The organism is Pseudomonas sp. CFBP 5748, assembly GCF_053850495.1.
The window spans coordinates 39,584-55,695 of sequence record NZ_JBSPTN010000022.1 but is presented as its reverse complement, the minus strand read 5'-3'; the positions used below and the strand labels follow the sequence as shown (position 1 = coordinate 55,695).

The 16,112-nt window shown below is 60.1% G+C and carries 13 protein-coding genes, 1 rRNA gene and 1 pseudogene; 13 read left to right on the top strand and 2 right to left on the bottom strand.

The genetic code is table 11. From position 1 onward, the window contains the following. Positions 1-137 precede the first annotated feature (137 nt). The 3 genes from rrf (at position 138) to ACWNZ1_RS29090 (ending at position 2,734) form a co-directional block, all read left to right on the top strand. A 5S ribosomal RNA gene (gene rrf / locus ACWNZ1_RS29100) occupies positions 138-253 on the top strand. A 184-nt stretch (positions 254-437) separates the two neighbouring features. Further along, positions 438-1,073: an NADH:ubiquinone oxidoreductase subunit N gene (locus tag ACWNZ1_RS29095; protein WP_256454012.1), complete on the top strand. Its 636-nt coding sequence runs from the start codon at positions 438-440 to the stop codon at positions 1,071-1,073. A gap of 155 nt (positions 1,074-1,228) precedes the next feature. Beyond that, positions 1,229-2,734: a YdgA family protein gene (locus tag ACWNZ1_RS29090; protein ID WP_135843077.1), complete on the top strand. Its 1,506-nt coding sequence runs from the start codon at positions 1,229-1,231 to the stop codon at positions 2,732-2,734. Between the two features lie 65 nt (positions 2,735-2,799). On the opposite strand, the gene ACWNZ1_RS29085 is transcribed toward ACWNZ1_RS29090, so the two are convergent. Then, positions 2,800-4,005, bottom strand: coding sequence for an ISL3 family transposase (locus ACWNZ1_RS29085; RefSeq protein WP_256453422.1), 1,206 nt, complete (start codon positions 4,003-4,005; stop codon positions 2,800-2,802). 290 nt (positions 4,006-4,295) lie between these two features. On the opposite strand from ACWNZ1_RS29085, the gene pgaA reads away from it, so the two are divergent. From pgaA to ACWNZ1_RS29050, 7 genes are all read left to right on the top strand, one after another. Next, a complete protein-coding gene (gene pgaA / locus ACWNZ1_RS29080; RefSeq protein WP_265072566.1) occupies positions 4,296-6,776 on the top strand; it encodes a poly-beta-1,6 N-acetyl-D-glucosamine export porin PgaA in 2,481 nt (826 codons plus the stop codon). A gap of 12 nt (positions 6,777-6,788) precedes the next feature. Then, positions 6,789-8,786 (top strand): poly-beta-1,6-N-acetyl-D-glucosamine N-deacetylase PgaB, encoded by a 1,998-nt coding sequence (gene pgaB / locus ACWNZ1_RS29075; RefSeq protein WP_256454015.1) that lies wholly within the window; start codon positions 6,789-6,791, stop codon positions 8,784-8,786. Between the two features lies 1 nt (position 8,787). Continuing rightward, positions 8,788-10,143, top strand: coding sequence for a poly-beta-1,6-N-acetyl-D-glucosamine synthase (pgaC, locus tag ACWNZ1_RS29070; protein ID WP_135843080.1), 1,356 nt, complete (start codon positions 8,788-8,790; stop codon positions 10,141-10,143). After that, entirely contained in the window at positions 10,140-10,688 is a 549-nt protein-coding gene (gene pgaD / locus ACWNZ1_RS29065) for a poly-beta-1,6-N-acetyl-D-glucosamine biosynthesis protein PgaD (RefSeq protein WP_456028026.1), read from the top strand. The genes pgaC and pgaD overlap by 4 nt, the downstream gene beginning before the upstream one ends. A 184-nt stretch (positions 10,689-10,872) precedes the next feature. Then, on the top strand, positions 10,873-11,433 hold the full coding sequence (locus ACWNZ1_RS29060; RefSeq protein WP_135843082.1) for a YbhB/YbcL family Raf kinase inhibitor-like protein: 561 nt from the start codon (positions 10,873-10,875) through the stop codon (positions 11,431-11,433). A 166-nt stretch (positions 11,434-11,599) separates the two neighbouring features. Further along, entirely contained in the window at positions 11,600-11,773 is a 174-nt protein-coding gene (locus ACWNZ1_RS29055) for a hypothetical protein (RefSeq protein ID WP_456028025.1), read from the top strand. A gap of 39 nt (positions 11,774-11,812) precedes the next feature. Next, on the top strand, positions 11,813-13,126 hold the full coding sequence (locus tag ACWNZ1_RS29050; protein ID WP_135843083.1) for an MFS transporter: 1,314 nt from the start codon (positions 11,813-11,815) through the stop codon (positions 13,124-13,126). A gap of 9 nt (positions 13,127-13,135) precedes the next feature. On the opposite strand, the gene ACWNZ1_RS29045 is transcribed toward ACWNZ1_RS29050, so the two are convergent. Beyond that, positions 13,136-13,291, bottom strand: a complete 156-nt coding sequence (locus tag ACWNZ1_RS29045) for a hypothetical protein (protein WP_456028027.1) — start codon at positions 13,289-13,291, stop codon at positions 13,136-13,138. Here ACWNZ1_RS29045 and ACWNZ1_RS29040 point away from each other — a divergent pair. The 3 genes and pseudogenes from ACWNZ1_RS29040 to ACWNZ1_RS29030 form a co-directional block, all read left to right on the top strand. Then, positions 13,220-13,452: pseudogene (locus ACWNZ1_RS29040) on the top strand (zinc-binding dehydrogenase); the annotation flags it as partial. The gene ACWNZ1_RS29045 and the pseudogene ACWNZ1_RS29040 overlap by 72 nt on opposite strands. A gap of 102 nt (positions 13,453-13,554) precedes the next feature. After that, a complete protein-coding gene (locus ACWNZ1_RS29035; protein WP_135843084.1) occupies positions 13,555-14,136 on the top strand; it encodes a hypothetical protein in 582 nt (193 codons plus the stop codon). 176 nt (positions 14,137-14,312) lie between these two features. Continuing rightward, a complete protein-coding gene (locus ACWNZ1_RS29030; protein WP_256454018.1) occupies positions 14,313-15,986 on the top strand; it encodes a vWA domain-containing protein in 1,674 nt (557 codons plus the stop codon). Positions 15,987-16,112: the final 126 nt, after the last annotated feature.

Genomic DNA, 16,112 nt, shown 5'->3' with positions numbered 1-16,112 from the left:
CCCCATGTGAGAGTAGGTCATCGTCAAGATTAAATTCCGAAACCCCTATCTGCTGACGCAGGTAGGGGTTTTGTTTTAAGTAGAAGTTATAGATTTTCACTGGCTCGTTGCTGTTGAACGGGCTGGTCACAGAATTTCTTGACGACCATAGAGCATTGGAACCACCTGATCCCATCCCGAACTCAGCAGTGAAACGATGCATCGCCGATGGTAGTGTGGGGTTTCCCCATGTGAGAGTAGGTCATCGTCAAGATTGAATTCCCGGAACCCCTGTCTGCTGATGCAGACAGGGGTTTTGTCGTTTTGGGCCGGTAATCGGATCGGTGCATCTGATTGCTGTCGACGCCCGGCAAACCCCGAGGCCGTTGCTATGCTGTGATAGTCGGGCTCTGGTGAATAAGCGGCCCGCGACGTCACTGGTCATGGGGATTCCAATAATGAAAAACCCTTATGCTCCCGGCTTCTGGTGCGCTACTGCAGCGTTGATGCTGCTTTCAGCCACCTATTTCTACGGCGTCATGCTCACCCACCAGATCGACAAGGCGCTACTGTTCCTGGACAGCGCAGCTGCGTTGATCGGCGTGATCTCTATCGCAATCGTGGCCTGGGCATCGCTTCAGGGCCAACGCATCAAGAAAAAACACCTTGAGCAAGGCAAGACGCTGGTCCTGATCTGGGACACCAAGGTCGCGCTGCGGCGTGTCGAAACGGTGTTTGATCGTTATTTCTGGGGCAGCTACTGGCAGCCTGGCCGCACGTTCCAGGAAGTCATGGGCGAGCTCACCGGTACCCCGCTGGAAAAAAGCCTCGAAGCACTCAAGACCCAATGCGCAGCCTTGGACAAGCAAGTCACCCAAGACGGCTGGCATTGGCTCAACAACGCCCGTGAGCTCTGCGACGTCGCCAATGCCATGGCCCGGGAGCGTTACCAACTGGACTTCTGCGATTCGCGCACAGATTCATCAGGTGCAACGGTGATCAACCGCGATTTTGAAGTGCTGGTGTACACCTGGACGGCGCGGCTGAAGACGTTCGACCACCAACTCGACGAGATTGAAGTCCAATATTCGTAGACCACCTCGCAAGAATATTCTTTTCCCCCTTTAAACATTGGGCCCGCTAGGGTGCCTGATGGTAATCTCCCTCCACTTTACGGCGTCGAGCCACACCCTTTACGGTGTCAGGGAAGACGACGGCTTTCTTCAACCATGGATCGATCGGGTCACACATGAATAAATCAGCAAGCGTACTTCTTGGAATCGTTGTGGTTATCGGTGCAGTCAGTGCAGGTGGCGCCTGGTACACCGGCACGAAGCTCGAAGGAGTGCTGCAAACCACTATTGCCGATAGCAACAAACAGATGCAAACGGCCTTGGCCGGGTCCAATAGCACCTCTTCAATCGAGCTGGTTTCCCTGGATCGTGGGACTTTCAGCAGCACCGCTCATTATCGCCTCAAGGGCGAAGGCGAGATATTTGGCGCAGAGCCAATCGAGCTGCTCTTTGTCGACAGGATCGAGCACGGCCCACTGCCATTCTCGCGTCTGGTGACGCTCAAATGGCTGCCGGTCATGGCCACGAGCCACAGCGAGCTTGAGCGCAATCCGCTGACTGAAAAGTGGTTTGCCGCCGCCAAGGACAAATCGCCGCTCAAAGGTGTGGTCAACCTGGGTTACGACAAGTCCATCAATGGCAGCTACGAGTTGCTGCCGTTGGATACCAAGCTCGATGAGCAATCCCAGCTTACCTTCTCCGGTCTGAAAATCGACTTGGCCGCCAGTGCCCAGGCCCAGAAGATCAAGGCCGACGGTTACATGGACAGCTTCAAGCTGACCACCGTCGCCGAAGACCAGACTCCGGTGCAGGTTGAGGTGAACGGCCTGACGCTGGCCAGCAACCTGAGCAAAAGCTCGTACGGTTACTACATGGGTGATAACACCCTGCTGCTGAGCAGCGTCAAGAGCACCTTTGGTGAGCCAAAATCGGTGCTGGGCCTGAAGAACTTCGAGATGAAGAACAACAGCACCGAGAACGGCACCAGCGCTTCGGGACGTGCTGATTACAAGATCGGTGAGTTGTCGTTCAACGATAAGACCATCGGTTCGGCACAAATGGCAGTCAGCCTGAAGAATCTGGACATCCCTGCCACGATGTCGCTGATGCAGGTTTACCAGACCAAACTGCAGCCTTACGAGAAAGCCGCTGCCGAAGCTGCGGCAGCTGGCGAACCAGCTCCAGAGTTGAACCTGACCGAGGCTGAAGAGGCCCAGGTCAAGGCCGATCTGGAAAAACTCCTGGCTGGCGGTCCACAAGTGGCGCTGGAAAACCTGTCGTTCAATACCACCAACGGTGAAAGCCGTGCGAGCCTGGTCGTCGATTTGGCCAAGCCGCAATCGATGGATCTGCCACCTGATGAGCTGGGTCGTCAGTTGCTCGCCCTGCTGGATTTCAACCTGAAAGTGTCCAAGCCGATGCTGGTGGATCTGATGACCGTACAGGCGCAGATGGAAGGTCAGACTGACGCCAAACTGATCGCCGATCAGGCCACCGCCACCAGCGATATGTTCAGCGCCATGGCAGTGGGTACAGAGCTGGCGACACTTGAAGGCAACGATGTGGTGACCAAACTGCATTACGCCAACAATCAGGTCGATTTCAACGGCCAGAAGATGACAGTTGAGCAATTCACCGCGTTCGTCATGAGCAAGCTTGGCGGCGGCGTCGCCGTTCAGTAACTGCTCAAGTAACGCCTAAAGCCCGACCCGTGCATTGCGCACGGGCCGGGCTTTTTTTTGGTTCTTCACGGATTGCCGGGAAAGACGCTCTTGATCTTCATGAAAAAGAATTCGCTGTCCCGGTAACCGTACGCCATTCGTTTGATGACCTTTATTCGATTGTTTATTCCTTCCAACTGACCAGTGTGCATTGGCCAGCGTACCCGGCTCACGATGCCCCGCCAGTAGCCCTTTAGTCGCTTTGCGAACTGGATCAGTGCGGGTATTTCGCTTTCTTGAGCATGACGCAGCCACTGCTTCCAGGCTGATCTCCAGTCCCAGGCATCGCTCGGCGCCCAGAGCATTTTGAGCTCGGCCTTCATCAAGTAGACCGTCATTAACGATTGGTTAGCGGCCAGCAGATCCTGTAAATGAACCTGCTGTTCCGGCTTTTTCAGGTTCTCCGGGTTACGCAATAGCAACCATCGCGCTTGCTTTATGATCTTTCGAGCGGGCTTGTCATGGCGCAATCGGTTCGCCTCGTCAACGCGAACACGATCAATCACTTCTCGGCCATATTTGGCGACCACATGGAAAAGGTCATAAATCACCCGTGCTTTTGGGCAGTGTTGGCGAACCTCCAGGTCATAAGCCGTGTTCATGTCCATCGCTACCGCTTCAATTCGGGCGCACCCTTCTGGCCCCAGCTCTTCGAAAAACGGTCTGACTGCCGCTCGGCTACGGCCTTCGCCGATCCAAAGCACTCGCCGAGTATCAGCGTCCAACACCACGCTGGCGTAGCGATGACCTTTGAATAACGCGAACTCGTCCATTATCAGGCGCCGTGGCTGGGCCTTGGGTAAGGCACTCAACGCCGCTTGCAGAGCGCGCCGCTCCAGCAACCGAACGGTGTCCCAGTGCAGCCCGAACATTTGCGCAACATGCAGTGTAGGAAGGCGTTCGCAGGCTTGAATAACGGCCTCTGCCAGCCGGCGCGTCATGCGGGCATAGCGATCCAGCCAACTGACGACCTCCATGCGCTTGCCACAATCACGGCAACTAACACGCCTGAGCTGCACGTTGAGGCGGACTGCGCGACCGAGAATCGGCAAGTCACGCACGACTCGATCGCAGTACTCATGAGTTGTTGAACAGAGCTTTTGGCTGCCACCACAGGTGGGAAATCGCGTGGCCTGGGGGATCAGATCGATTTGAAGGGCATCGCCGTCAGGTTTGATCGCAACGACAGAAAAGCCCTCCCAAAAAGGAAGGAAAGTATTAATATTGCGCATAAGAACGCCGGTTTTTTAGATGTGTTTGCTCGCACGAACATCATCCATCAAATCGGCGTTCTTGTTTCTGTGTTTCCCGGGATTCCGTGAAGAACCTTTTTTTTGCCCATCGACAACCCCGTCGCCGAAATCTGTTTCGATTCTGAAGAATTGTGGCGTTCTGAAAAATGACCTGTCCGAGAGTGCAAAACTAGGCCCATTAAAGCTTGGCCGGATTCCTTTGATCCGGCTTCCTGTTTGATGGGCAAGGGGGCACTGCGACCCGGCTGGCCATGTAAGGATGCTGACGAATGCCGCGTACTGTGGGTCCTTTTGTTCAACGTGGTTTGCGCCCGTTGTTTCGCGTCGCGCTGTGCAGCCAATTGTGTTGGCCGATGCTGGCGTTTGCCGATACTGCCTATGACCAAATGGTGATCGACGCCCGTGCAGGCCATTACACGCCTGCGCTGACCGCGTTGCGCCAGGTGCCGGCCGGCCAGGCCAGTGCCGCGCAGATCAGCGACCATCTGCAGATCGCCAGTTGGGCGGGGCTCGATGCCGAAGTCGTGCAAGTCTATGAGACCCAGGGTCGCTATCGCGACTTGCCGGTTCAGGCGCTGAGCGCAACGGCTCGCGCCTATCGCAACCTCAAGCGTTGGGATGCGGCTACCGAGCTGTATCGCCAGGCGCTGGCAATCGACCCTCGCAACCCCGACTTGCAACTTGGCTTGGTCTTGACCCAGGCGGATGCCGGCAAGCCCGATGAAGCCGTCAGCCGCGCCAAGGCCTTGGTCGCCGCCAAGCCTGACGATCCAATGCGCCGACTCGCCTTGGGCTACGCCCTGACCCGTGCGAACAGCCCCCACGAGGCGCTGTTCGAGTACGACCAGGCTTTCACCCGCGCCGGCAACAAACCCGAGGTTGCGCGGGAATATGTCATCGCCCTGCAACGTGCCCAATTGCCGGAGCCGGCCCTGCGCCTGGCGCGTCTACAGCCGGGGCTGATTGACCCTGGAATGCGTCGGCGGCTGGAAGGCGACGTGGCGGCCGAACGGGTACGCCTGACCGATATGGCGAGCCGCAGCGAAACGGAACGCTTCATCATTGCAGACCGCGCCTTGGCCGATTACGACAAGCTACTCACCACCTGGAGCCCAGTGGCTGAGGCCCATGATGACGTGCTCCGTTGGCGCATCGATCGCCTGGGTGCCCTCAACGCTCGCGCCCGTCGCGCTGAAGTGATTGCCGAGTACCAGAAGCTGATCGCCGAGGGCGTGAGCATTCCAACTTATGCCCTGCGCTGGGTGGCCTCTTCCTACTTGGAACAGCGGGAGCCGGAGATCGCTGTCGATCTGTACCGCCGGGTATTGACGGCGCCCGATGCTGATCCTGCGGACCGCTTCGAAGACAGCACGGCGCTCTACTACGCGCTGCTGGAAAGTGAAAAATCCGAAGAGGCCCGTGTGCTGGCCGAAGACCTGGCAAAAGCCCAGCCACCACGCGTCGAGCTCAAGGGCCTGCCGATCGGCAACCCCAACGACGAGTGGATGGACGCCCAACAACTCGCCGCCCAGGCCGGTACATACGGCGCCGACCTGCCTTCCGCCGAAGCGCGCCTGGACACCCTGGTCAATCAAGGCCCTGGCAACATCGGCCTGCGCCTGGCCCAGGCCGATCTGTACCAGGCCCGTGACTGGCCGCGTCGTTCGGAAAGCCTGCTCAAGGAAGTCGAAGCCACGACGCCGCGCGACCGTGGCCTGGAAGTCGCCCAAGCCCGTGCCGCCATGGATTTGCAGGAGTGGCGGCAGATGGATGCTCTGGTCGATGACGTGGTCGCCCGCTACCCGGAAAACGCCCATGTCAAACGCCTGCAACGCCAGCGCGAAGTGCATGACATGGCCGAACTGCGCATCGAAGCCTATACCGGCAAGAGCTACGGCGGCGGCAGCGGTGACGCTGGCGCGGTCACTGGCAGTCGGGATTTTGGCATTGAAACGCTGCTCTACAGCCCACCCATTAACGAAGACTGGCGACTGTTCGGCGGCGCTGGCTACGCCACTGGCGATTTCGAGGAAGGCACCGGTCATCACCGTTGGCAGCGCCTTGGTGTCGAGCGCCGCACCCGTGACATGACTCTGGAAGCCGAGGTCTCCAACCACTCGTATGGTTCCGGTGACAAACAGGGCGCGCGCCTGGCCGTGGCCCGAGACATTAATGACCACTGGCAATACGGCGGTAGCCTGGATTACCTCTCGGCCGAAACCCCGTTGCGGGCGCTCAACAGCGGCATCCGTGCCAATGGCGGCAGCGGTTTTGTTCGCTGGCGTGCCAATGAAAGTCGCGAGTGGCGACTGGCTGTCAGCCCGTCCCATTTCAGCGATGGCAACAATCGTCTCGAGGCCGTGGTTACCGGTCGCGAGGGCATCTACAGCGCTCCGCGCCTGCAAGTGGAGTTGGGCCTGGAAGTGGCGACCAGCCGTAACAGCGGTTCCAACGAAGTGCCTTACTTCAATCCCAAGTCGGACTTCACCGTCATGCCGACCGTGAACGCCAACCACGTGTTGTACCGCCGCTACGAAACCACCTGGAGCCAGCAGTTCCAAGTGGGGGCCGGTACCTACAGCCAGCGCGACCACAGTACCGGCGCCATGGGTTTGCTCGGCTACGGCCAGCGTTTCATCTGGAACGACGTGCTGGAGGCAGGCGCCGCACTGAGCTGGCTCAACCGCCCTTACGACGGCGACCGCGAAAGCGACCTGCGCCTGCTTGTCGACCTCACTTACCGCTTCTAGAAGAGTTTGAAGATGCCCGTCATTTCGCGATTCATCCTTCTGCTGGGGGTCTTGCTGATCAGCGCTTGTGCCCAGCAAGCCCCGGCGTTCACATCGCCTTCGCAACGGCCGCTGGCGGCCAACGATGCTCCGTGGCCGAAGAACCATGTGCTCGGTATTGCCTACCACGATGTCGAGGACCGTGACCCGGACCAGGCGCTGGTGGCTGTGCGCACCGAACGTTTGATCGAACAGCTGGCGTGGCTGCGGGAAAATAACTATCAGCCGGTCACCGTGGACCAAATCATCACCGCTCGCAACGGCGGCCCGGAACTGCCACCGCGTGCGGTGCTGCTGAGTTTCGACGACGGTTACTCGAGCTTCTACACCCGGGTCATGCCGATTCTGCGCGCCTATAACTGGCCGGCGATATTGGCGCCGGTCGGTAGTTGGGTCGATACGCCGCTGAACCAACCGGTGGATTTTGCCGGGGTGCCGCGCAAGCGTTCCGAGTTTTTGACCTGGGAGCAGATTCGCGAGGTTTCGAAATCGGGCCTGGTAGAAATCGCCGCCCACACCGACGCCAATCACAAAGGTGTACTGGCCAACCCGCAAGGCAACCTGCAACCGGCGGCGACGACCCGGCGCTACGATCCCGCCACCGGTCGCTATGAAAGCGAAGCTGATTTCCAGGCTCGCCAGCGCAAGGACGTGGTGGCCATTTCCGAGAAAATCCGCAAGGTCGCCGGCTACAGTCCGCGGGTTTGGGTCTGGCCCTACGGTGCCGCCGATGGCACCGCGTTGCAGGTGATCGGCAGCGAAGGTTATCAAATGGCCCTGACCCTGGAAGATGGCCTGGACAGCCTCAATAACCTGATGAGCGGCCCACGTTTTCTGGTGGCCTCCGATCCGGATGGTGCGCACTTCGCCGAGAGCGTCGTCGGCGTGCAGACGATGGACCCGTTGCGGGTGGTCCATGTCGACCTGGACTACGTCTACGACCCGGACCCCGTGCAGCAAGAGGCCAACGTCGGCAAACTGGTCCAGCGCATCTACGACCTGGGCGCCAATACCGTATTCCTGCAAGCGTTCGCCGATCCGAAAGGCGACGGCCTGGTGCGCTCGCTGTATTTCCCCAACCGTCACTTGCCGGTACGGGCCGATCTGTTTGACCGAGTCGCGTGGCAGTTGAAAACCCGAGCCAACACCAAGGTTTTCGCTTGGATGCCCGTGCTCAGTTTTGCCCTCGATTCGAAGCTGCCGCGCGTACAGCGCTGGGATCCGGAAACCGGCAAGACGGGCATCGCCCCGGATCAATATGTACGTCTGTCGCCCTTCGACCCGAACGTACGGCGGGTCATCGGTGAGGTTTATGAAGACCTGGCGCGGATGAGCTCGATTGACGGCGTCCTGTACCATGACGACGCGGTGTTCTCCGACTTCGAAGATGCCGGCCCCGCCGCGTTGAAAGTCTATGCCGCCAACGGCTTGCCGACGTCCATCGCCGCCTTGCGCGATGACCCGGCGACGATGCAACGCTGGACTCGCTTCAAGAGCCGCTACCTGATCGACTTTACCCGTGAACTCACCGCCAAGGTCCGGGCGATTCGCGGTCCGCAGGTGCAAACGGCGCGCAATATCTTTGCCGAGCCGATGCTCAATCCTGAAAGCGAAGCCTGGTTCGCCCAGAACCTGGACGACTTCCTCGGCGCCTACAACTGGACGGCCCCGATGGCCATGCCGTTGATGGAAAACCAGACCCTCCAGCAATCCGGTCCCTGGCTTGAGCGCCTGGTCGCCACCGTCAAGGCCCGCCCCGGTGCCCTCAAGCGCACGGTGTTCGAATTGCAGGCCCGCGACTGGCACAGCCAACCGGCCCGCGACATCGACGGCGAACAATTGGCTGACTGGATGGGGCGTCTCAAGCGCCAGGGCGTGACCAGTTTCGGCTACTACCCGGACAACTTCATCGAAGACCAGCCCGCGGTGAAAGCCGTGCGGCCGGCGCTCTCCAACAAGTGGAATCCTTGACATGTTCGACAGACTGCTCGCCCTGCTGGTGCTGGCGATTGTCCTTGGCGTGCCCCTGGGCCTGATCTTCCTGGTCACTGGGCAATTCCTGATGGACTTCGTGTTCTTTTACCCGCTGTTCATGTCCGGGCTGTGGATCGCTGGCGGCCTGTATTTCTGGCTGCACTGGGAGCGCCATTGGCCGTGGAAGGACGACACCCTGCCGCCGCCCTTGGCCGGCGAGCCGCTGATCAGCATCCTGATTCCGTGCTTCAACGAGGGCGACAACGTCGCCGACACCATTCACGCGGCGCTGGGCCAGCATTACCCGAACATCGAAGTCATCGCCATCAACGACGGCTCAAAAGACAACACCGCCCAGATGCTCGACCAACTGGCGGCTGAAGACCCGCGCCTGCGCGTGCTGCACCTGGCGGAAAACCAGGGCAAGGCCGTGGCCCTGCGCATGGGGGCCATCGCGGCGCGCAGTGAATACCTGGTGTGCATCGATGGTGACGCGTTGCTGGCGCCCAATACCTGCGCCTACCTGGTAGCTCCGATGCTCGATAACGCCCGCCTTGGCGCGGTAACCGGCAACCCGCGCATCCGCACCCGTTCTACCCTGGTGGGCCGGGTCCAGGTCGGCGAGTTCTCCTCGATCATCGGCCTGATCAAGCGCACCCAGCGGGTCTTCGGGCGGATCTTCACCGTTTCCGGGGTGATCGTCGCGTTCCGTCGTACCGCCCTGCACCGGGTCGGCTACTGGAGCCCGGACATGATCACCGAAGACATCGACATCAGTTGGAAGCTGCAACTGGACCACTGGAGCATCTTCTACGAACCCCGCGCACTGTGCTGGATCCTCATGCCCGAAACCCTGCGCGGCCTGTGGCGGCAACGGCTGCGCTGGGCCCAGGGCGGCGCCGAGGTGCTGTTCAAGAATATCCGTGGCATCTGGCAATACCGCCACCGCTACTTGTGGCCGTTACTGTTCGAATATTGCCTGTCCACCGGTTGGGCGTTCACGTTCCTGCTGTCGGTGATTTTCTGGGGCGCTGGCAAATTCGTGGAAATGCCGGCGGCCATCGCGGTCGACCACCTCATGCCGCCGGCCTTCACCGGGTTGTTGCTGGCGGTGGTGTGCCTGCTGCAGTTCGCGGTGAGCATCCTGATTGATCGCCGCTACGAAAAAGGCCTGTGGCACATCATGTTCTGGGTGGTCTGGTACCCGTTGGTGTTCTGGTTGATCAGCCTGTTCACCACCCTGGTGAGCTTTCCAAAGGTGCTGTTCGGCCAGCACCAGCAGCGTGCGCGTTGGGTCAGCCCGGATCGCGGCATCAAACCGTTAGACGATGAAGAAGAGGAAGTGATCCGATGAAAATTATCAGGACCCGGCAAAGACCTTTTCTGGTGGTCATTGACGTTCTCTTCACTGTGCTGGCGTGGGTTGGGTTGGTGTATTTGTTGGTCAATGGCTTGTGGCCGCTGTTCGACAGTCAGGCAGGCGCGCATCTGGGGGGATCGCTGCTCGACACCCTGGGGACCTTGCAGATCTACGGCTGGATCGCCTTGGTCAACGCGGTCCTCCTGATTACTTGGGCACGTTATCAGCAGCGCAAAAGCCGCAGCTTTGCCCAGCGCCGGTTGCCGGCACCGGTGGTGGACGATCAAGGCTTGAGCGACAGTTTCAAATTGACCGACGAGCGCCTGGACACCTTGCGCCAGCCTGGTTCGAAGATCATCCACAACAATCAGGATGGCGACATCAGCCACGTCGTGGCGCATTTCCATCTGCTGAGCCCGGAGTTGCAACCGCCGCCTCTCGCTCCACTGGAGCGCCCCCGGGTGATTCACCTGCCGGCCGATCGTGGGAGCGAGCTTGCTCGCGATGGCGGAGTGTCAGCCAGCATAGATGCCGGTTGAACCGACGCCATCGCGAGCAAGCTCGCTCCCACAGTGGATTGGGGTTGTTGGACAGATTGGGGGCACATGTGGCGCTGTCGGGGAAAGTGGAGCGAAGTTCATCATAATTGTCACTGCAACCGGGTGGGTGCTGCGGCTATAGTTCGCAAGCCGTCCATGGCCTGATCCGCATAAGGTGCCCGGTATGACCCGATTGAACTCTCTCACCCCCTGGCTGGCGGCCGTCGCCCTGATGCTATGCGCACAAGGCGCTGTCCAGGCCGAGGAGCGTTTCACCCTCAGCATTCCCGGCGTGTCGGACGACCGCCTCTTCACCGCAGCGGCGGCCAGTGACGCCAACACGTGTGGTGGCAAGAACATTTCCCCGGCCCTGAGTTGGAACGCCGGCCCGCCCGGCACCCTCAGCTACGCCATTGTCATGTTGGACCCGGACGGCCAAAGGGGTCAGGGCGTCGATCACTGGGTCCATTACGGTATCAAGGCCACCACACGGCAGATTCCGACGGGTGCAGGTACCAAGCCGACGCTGGAAGGCATGAGCGGTATCAACAGCAAGAACACGCGCGGCTATATCGGCCCTTGCCCGCCCATTGGCGACAGCGCGCATCATTACCTGATTCAGCTCTTCGCCTTGGACCTGCCTCCTGAAGCGTTGCCCGCCGGCCTTACGCGCGCCCAATTGATGGAAAAGATCAACGGCCACGTGCTGCGCAACAGCAGCGTCGTGCGGCGCTACCACCGCTAAGCCAGTCATCAAAAACGCCTGTTTAGACTGGGGATATGGTCTACACCCTGTGGCGAGGGAGCTTGCTCCCGTTGGGTTGCACAGCAACCCTCCCACCACAAAATTGGCATCGCGCGCCAAAAGCGAGCACTATCGAGCCCCTGTTCACTCATGCCGGAGGATGGCGATGACGCAGAAACCCGACGGCATCGCCCGCCTCCTGAACTGCCCCACCAAGGGCGATGAGATACGCCGGGCTATCGCCCAGAGCCGCAAGGATTTCCTGCCTGCTGACAAGGCCGAAGACGCCGAGCCAGGCCAACCACCGGCTGAGCCCGTGGACAACGGTCGCGACGGCTGAGCTGTCGCCCTCTCTCAACTCCATTTTTCAAATCTGCCTATGACTGCCACCACTCATCTGCCAGGCGACCGATTCAGTCGGTCCGATTACAAAACCCTGGGCCTCGCGGCCTTGGGAGGCGCGCTGGAGATTTACGATTTCATCATCTTCGTCTTCTTCGCCCTGACCCTCAGCCAGTTGTTCTTCCCGCCGGAAATGCCCGATTGGTTGCGCTTGCTACAAAGCTTCGGGATTTTCGCCACTGGCTACCTGGCTCGGCCCTTGGGCGGCATTCTCATGGCGCATTTTGCCGATCGCCTGGGACGCAAGCGGGTGTTCAGCCTGAGCATCCTGATGATGGCCTTGCCCTGCCTGCTCATCGGCGTCATGCCGACTTACGCGCAAATCGGCTATTTCGCCCCGTTGCTGTTGCTGGCGTTGCGCATCCTGCAGGGCGCGGCGGTGGGCGGGGAGGTCCCCAGTGCCTGGGTGTTCGTGGCCGAACATGCGCCGCTGCATCATCGCGGCTACGCCCTCGGCTTCCTCCAGGCCGGCCTGACCTTCGGCTACTTGCTGGGTGCCCTGACCGCCACAGCGCTGGCACGAATCTATACGCCGACGGAAATTCTTGATTACGCCTGGCGCTTCCCATTCCTGCTGGGCGGCGTCTTCGGGGTGATTGGTGTCTGGCTGCGCCGCTGGCTGAGCGAAACGCCGATTTTCATGGCCCTGCAAGCCAATCGCGACGGCGCGGCGGAACTGCCGCTGCGCACGGTCCTGCGGGACCACCGGCACGCTTTGCTGCCCGCCGCCATCCTCACCTGCGTGCTGACCTCCGCCGTGGTGGTGTTTGTGGTCATCACCCCGACCGTGATGCAAAAAAGCTTCGGCATGACCCCCAGCCATACCTTCGCCCTGAGCAGCCTGGGCATCGTCTTCCTGAACATCGGTTGCGTGCTGGCCGGCCTCATCGTCGACCGCATCGGCGCCTGGCGTACCGTCATGCTCTACAGCCTGTTGCTGCCGGTGGGCATCGCCGTGCTCTATGCGAGCCTGATCAGCGGCGGCGCCTGGCTGGGCCTGGCCTACGCCGTGGCCGGCCTGGGTTGCGGGGTGGTCGGCGCGGTGCCTTCGGTGATGGTCAGCCTGTTCCCGCCGAAAATCCGCGTGTCCGGCATCTCGTTTACCTACAACATCGCCTACGCCTTGTGGGCGAGCATGACGCCGTTGATGCTGATTGCGCTGGTGCCGTGGAGCCCGTGGGTGTGCGTGGGGTATTGCGTGGTGATGGGGGCGGTGGGTGTGGGGGCGGCGGCGTATTTTCCAGGACGGCATACGAGGGCTTCGCAGCGTTCGTTGGCGTGTGAATCCTGATCCGGCCCTTCAAAGACGCTCACGAAGAAAGTCCACAAAGGCCCGGGTTGGTGCCGAGCGGCGCCGGTCCTGGCTGAACACGGCGCCGCGTTGTTTCGAGGAGCGAGTTATTCCGGGGTATTCACCTTGATGCCGCTGCTGACCGGCAAAGGACGTGAGCATCATGGCCAGATCCTGCGGGAAGCGGCGGCTCTGGTTGAGGCGGGACAACTGCGGATCAAGGTGGACAGCGCCGGTTTGGCCTGGGGGAAGTCAATGAGGGGTTTGCCCAGGTAGCCGAAGGGCATGGTGCGGGGAAAACGATGGTGGACATTGGGGTTGAGTAAGACGAGACCGCATTGCTTAAGGCCAAACAACTTGAGGGCGCGTTCAAACCCCGTAGAATGTAGCCGCCATTATGCCGCAGCATCTCAAGGACGAATTCAAACATGCGAGTTTTTACCCTCTTCCTGGCCCTCTGCCTTATGGCAGGTTGCGCTTCCAAGCCCGATTACTACATTTCCCCTGCGCCGGTGGTGATCCCCGAGACCGCCACTTATTGGATCGACACGTTCAACGTTGAAGTCGTAGGCAAAAACGAACGCTTTCTTCCCGACGAAAAAGTCCGAGACCAGTTGCACACCGACCTGATCGTCCGCCTGCTCGACGGCAATCGCTATGCATCCAGCAAGGAAACCGCTGACTATCTGCTGGACGTCAACGCCGTCTATGCGCGCCGGATTCAAGACACCCAAGGTGGCTTCATGAGCAAGATCGTTGCCGATGGTACGTATCTGGCCAGTGTCGATTTCAATTATGAGGTCAAGGTGAAGAAGACGGGTGTCGAAGTGTTGCACTTCGCCCAAGCCCGCAAGGGGCTGATGCCAGGTGGTACGATCGGGCAACTCGAGGTCATGAGAGGCATGGCGGGCGCCCTGACGAACAGAGGAAATTCCGATGTCGAAGACTATTACACCGGCCAGTTGAGCCGCTTCATCGCCGACGATCTGCAGGGCATTCCGTCCCGCTAGCAATGCCTGCTGCAACGTGCTGACGATTGCTCCAATCACGGTAACGGCCTGGCCACTTTGGGGTGGCCAGTCCTGTCTTTTCAGCGCATCAAAAAAATTTCTTGGTTGTTAACCCGAACCGAGTGAGTCTTGCGTCTGACCCTGTGAACGGATCATTCATTCACGAGGTTCAGCCCATGTCCCGTCCACTTCCCTTTATGCGTCCTGCTGCCCAGGGCTTCGCCGTGACTTTGCTGGTGGCGTTGGCCGGTTGTGGGTTGTCTTCGTCCCGCGAGGCTGCCAAGTCGGCCGAACCGGTCGCCGTAGCGCCCAGCGTTGTACCGCAAGGCGAGATCGTCGAAATGCACTCGTCGGCGGTCAAGCGCATGGCCAAGCCGACATTGATGCCCGCCCCAAGGGTGGCGAACGATGCCGTCGCCGCGGGTTACCGTGACGAGCCGCGTGAGCAGTACGAAAAACTGCCGGACAACCCGATTCACAGCGTGGCTGAAACGCCGGTCTCGACCTTTAGCGTGGATGTCGATACCGGCAGCTATGCCAATGTGCGACGTTTGCTCAATCAAGGCAGCCTGCCGCCCGAAGGTGCCGTGCGATTGGAGGAAATGGTCAACTACTTCCCTTACCACTACGCGCTGCCCACCGATGGCTCGCCCTTTGGCGTGACCACCGAAGTGGCCCCGTCGCCATGGAACCCGCACGCCCGCTTGCTGCGCATTGGCATCAAGGCGAGTGACCGCGCCGTGGCGGACCTAGCGCCGGCCAACCTGGTATTCCTGGTGGACGTTTCCGGTTCCATGGACCGTCGCGAAGGCCTGCCGCTGGTCAAGAGCACCCTGAAGCTGCTGGTGGATCAATTGCGTGACCAGGACCGGGTGTCGCTGGTGGTGTATGCCGGCGAGTCCCGGGTGGTGCTCAAGCCCACTTCGGGCCGCGATAAGGTGAAGATCCGCAACGCCATTGATCAACTCGATGCCGGGGGTTCTACCGCAGGGGCGTCGGGTATCGAACTGGCTTATCAAATGGCTCGGGAGAGCTTTATCGACAAGGGCATCAATCGCATCCTGCTGGCCACCGATGGCGACTTCAACGTGGGTGTCAGCGATTTCGACAGCCTCAAGCAGATGGCCGTGGATCAGCGTAAAAGCGGTGTATCCCTGACGACGCTGGGCTTTGGTGTGGATAACTACAATGAACACCTGATGGAGCAACTGGCCGACGCCGGTGATGGCAACTACGCCTACATCGACAACCTGCTCGAAGCGCGCAAGGTGCTGGTGGACCAACTCAGCTCGACTCTGGCGGTGGTGGCGCGGGATGTGAAGTTGCAGGTGGAGTTCAACCCTGCCCAGGTCAGCGAATATCGCCTGCTGGGTTATGAGAACCGCGCGCTCAAGCGTGAGGATTTCAACAACGATAAGGTCGATGCGGGTGAGATTGGCGCCGGGCACACGGTGACCGCGTTGTATGAAGTTGTTCCGAAAGGTGAGCAGGGCTGGTTGGAACCGTTGCGTTATGCCAATACGCCTAAGCCGGACGGCAAGTCAGGAGAGTTGGCGATGTTGCGCGTACGCTACAAGCCTGCAGAAGGTGGTAGCAGCCGATTGATCGAGCATCCCATCGCCAGCGCTCCAAACGATGCCAAGGCCAGCGATGACTTGCGCTTCGCCGCCGCCGTGGCTGCTTTCGCCCAGCAGCTCAAGGGTGATGGGCGTTACACTGGAGCAATGAGCTTGAAGGACACCGCACAATTGGCTCGCTCCGCCCGAGGTGATGACCCGTTTGGTTTGCGTGCCGAATTTGTGCAATTGGTCGAGCTGGCGCAGAGCCTGAAACCCACGGTCAAACAGTGATTCTGAACACAACGGGATCAACTGTGGGAGCTGGCTCGCCCGCGAAGGCGGCCTGTCAGGCAAGGAAGTGCGGTCTGACACGCCGCCTTCGCGGGCAAGTCCGGCTCCCACAGAGTCATCCGCAAT

Coding starts and splice junctions, on each gene's coding strand:
- ACWNZ1_RS29095 (WP_256454012.1), top strand. CDS start 438: ATGAAAAACCCTTATGCTCCCGGCTTCTGGTGCGCTACTGCAGCGTTG.
- ACWNZ1_RS29045 (WP_456028027.1), bottom strand. CDS start 13,291: ATGATGCTCACGTCCTTTGCCGGTCAGCAGCGGCATCAAGGTGAATAC.
- ACWNZ1_RS29050 (WP_135843083.1), top strand. CDS start 11,813: ATGACTGCCACCACTCATCTGCCAGGCGACCGATTCAGTCGGTCCGAT.
- pgaA (WP_265072566.1), top strand. CDS start 4,296: ATGCCGCGTACTGTGGGTCCTTTTGTTCAACGTGGTTTGCGCCCGTTG.
- pgaC (WP_135843080.1), top strand. CDS start 8,788: ATGTTCGACAGACTGCTCGCCCTGCTGGTGCTGGCGATTGTCCTTGGC.
- pgaD (WP_456028026.1), top strand. CDS start 10,140: ATGAAAATTATCAGGACCCGGCAAAGACCTTTTCTGGTGGTCATTGAC.
- pgaB (WP_256454015.1), top strand. CDS start 6,789: ATGCCCGTCATTTCGCGATTCATCCTTCTGCTGGGGGTCTTGCTGATC.
- ACWNZ1_RS29090 (WP_135843077.1), top strand. CDS start 1,229: ATGAATAAATCAGCAAGCGTACTTCTTGGAATCGTTGTGGTTATCGGT.
- ACWNZ1_RS29085 (WP_256453422.1), bottom strand. CDS start 4,005: ATGCGCAATATTAATACTTTCCTTCCTTTTTGGGAGGGCTTTTCTGTC.
- ACWNZ1_RS29055 (WP_456028025.1), top strand. CDS start 11,600: ATGACGCAGAAACCCGACGGCATCGCCCGCCTCCTGAACTGCCCCACC.
- ACWNZ1_RS29030 (WP_256454018.1), top strand. CDS start 14,313: ATGTCCCGTCCACTTCCCTTTATGCGTCCTGCTGCCCAGGGCTTCGCC.
- ACWNZ1_RS29060 (WP_135843082.1), top strand. CDS start 10,873: ATGACCCGATTGAACTCTCTCACCCCCTGGCTGGCGGCCGTCGCCCTG.
- ACWNZ1_RS29035 (WP_135843084.1), top strand. CDS start 13,555: ATGCGAGTTTTTACCCTCTTCCTGGCCCTCTGCCTTATGGCAGGTTGC.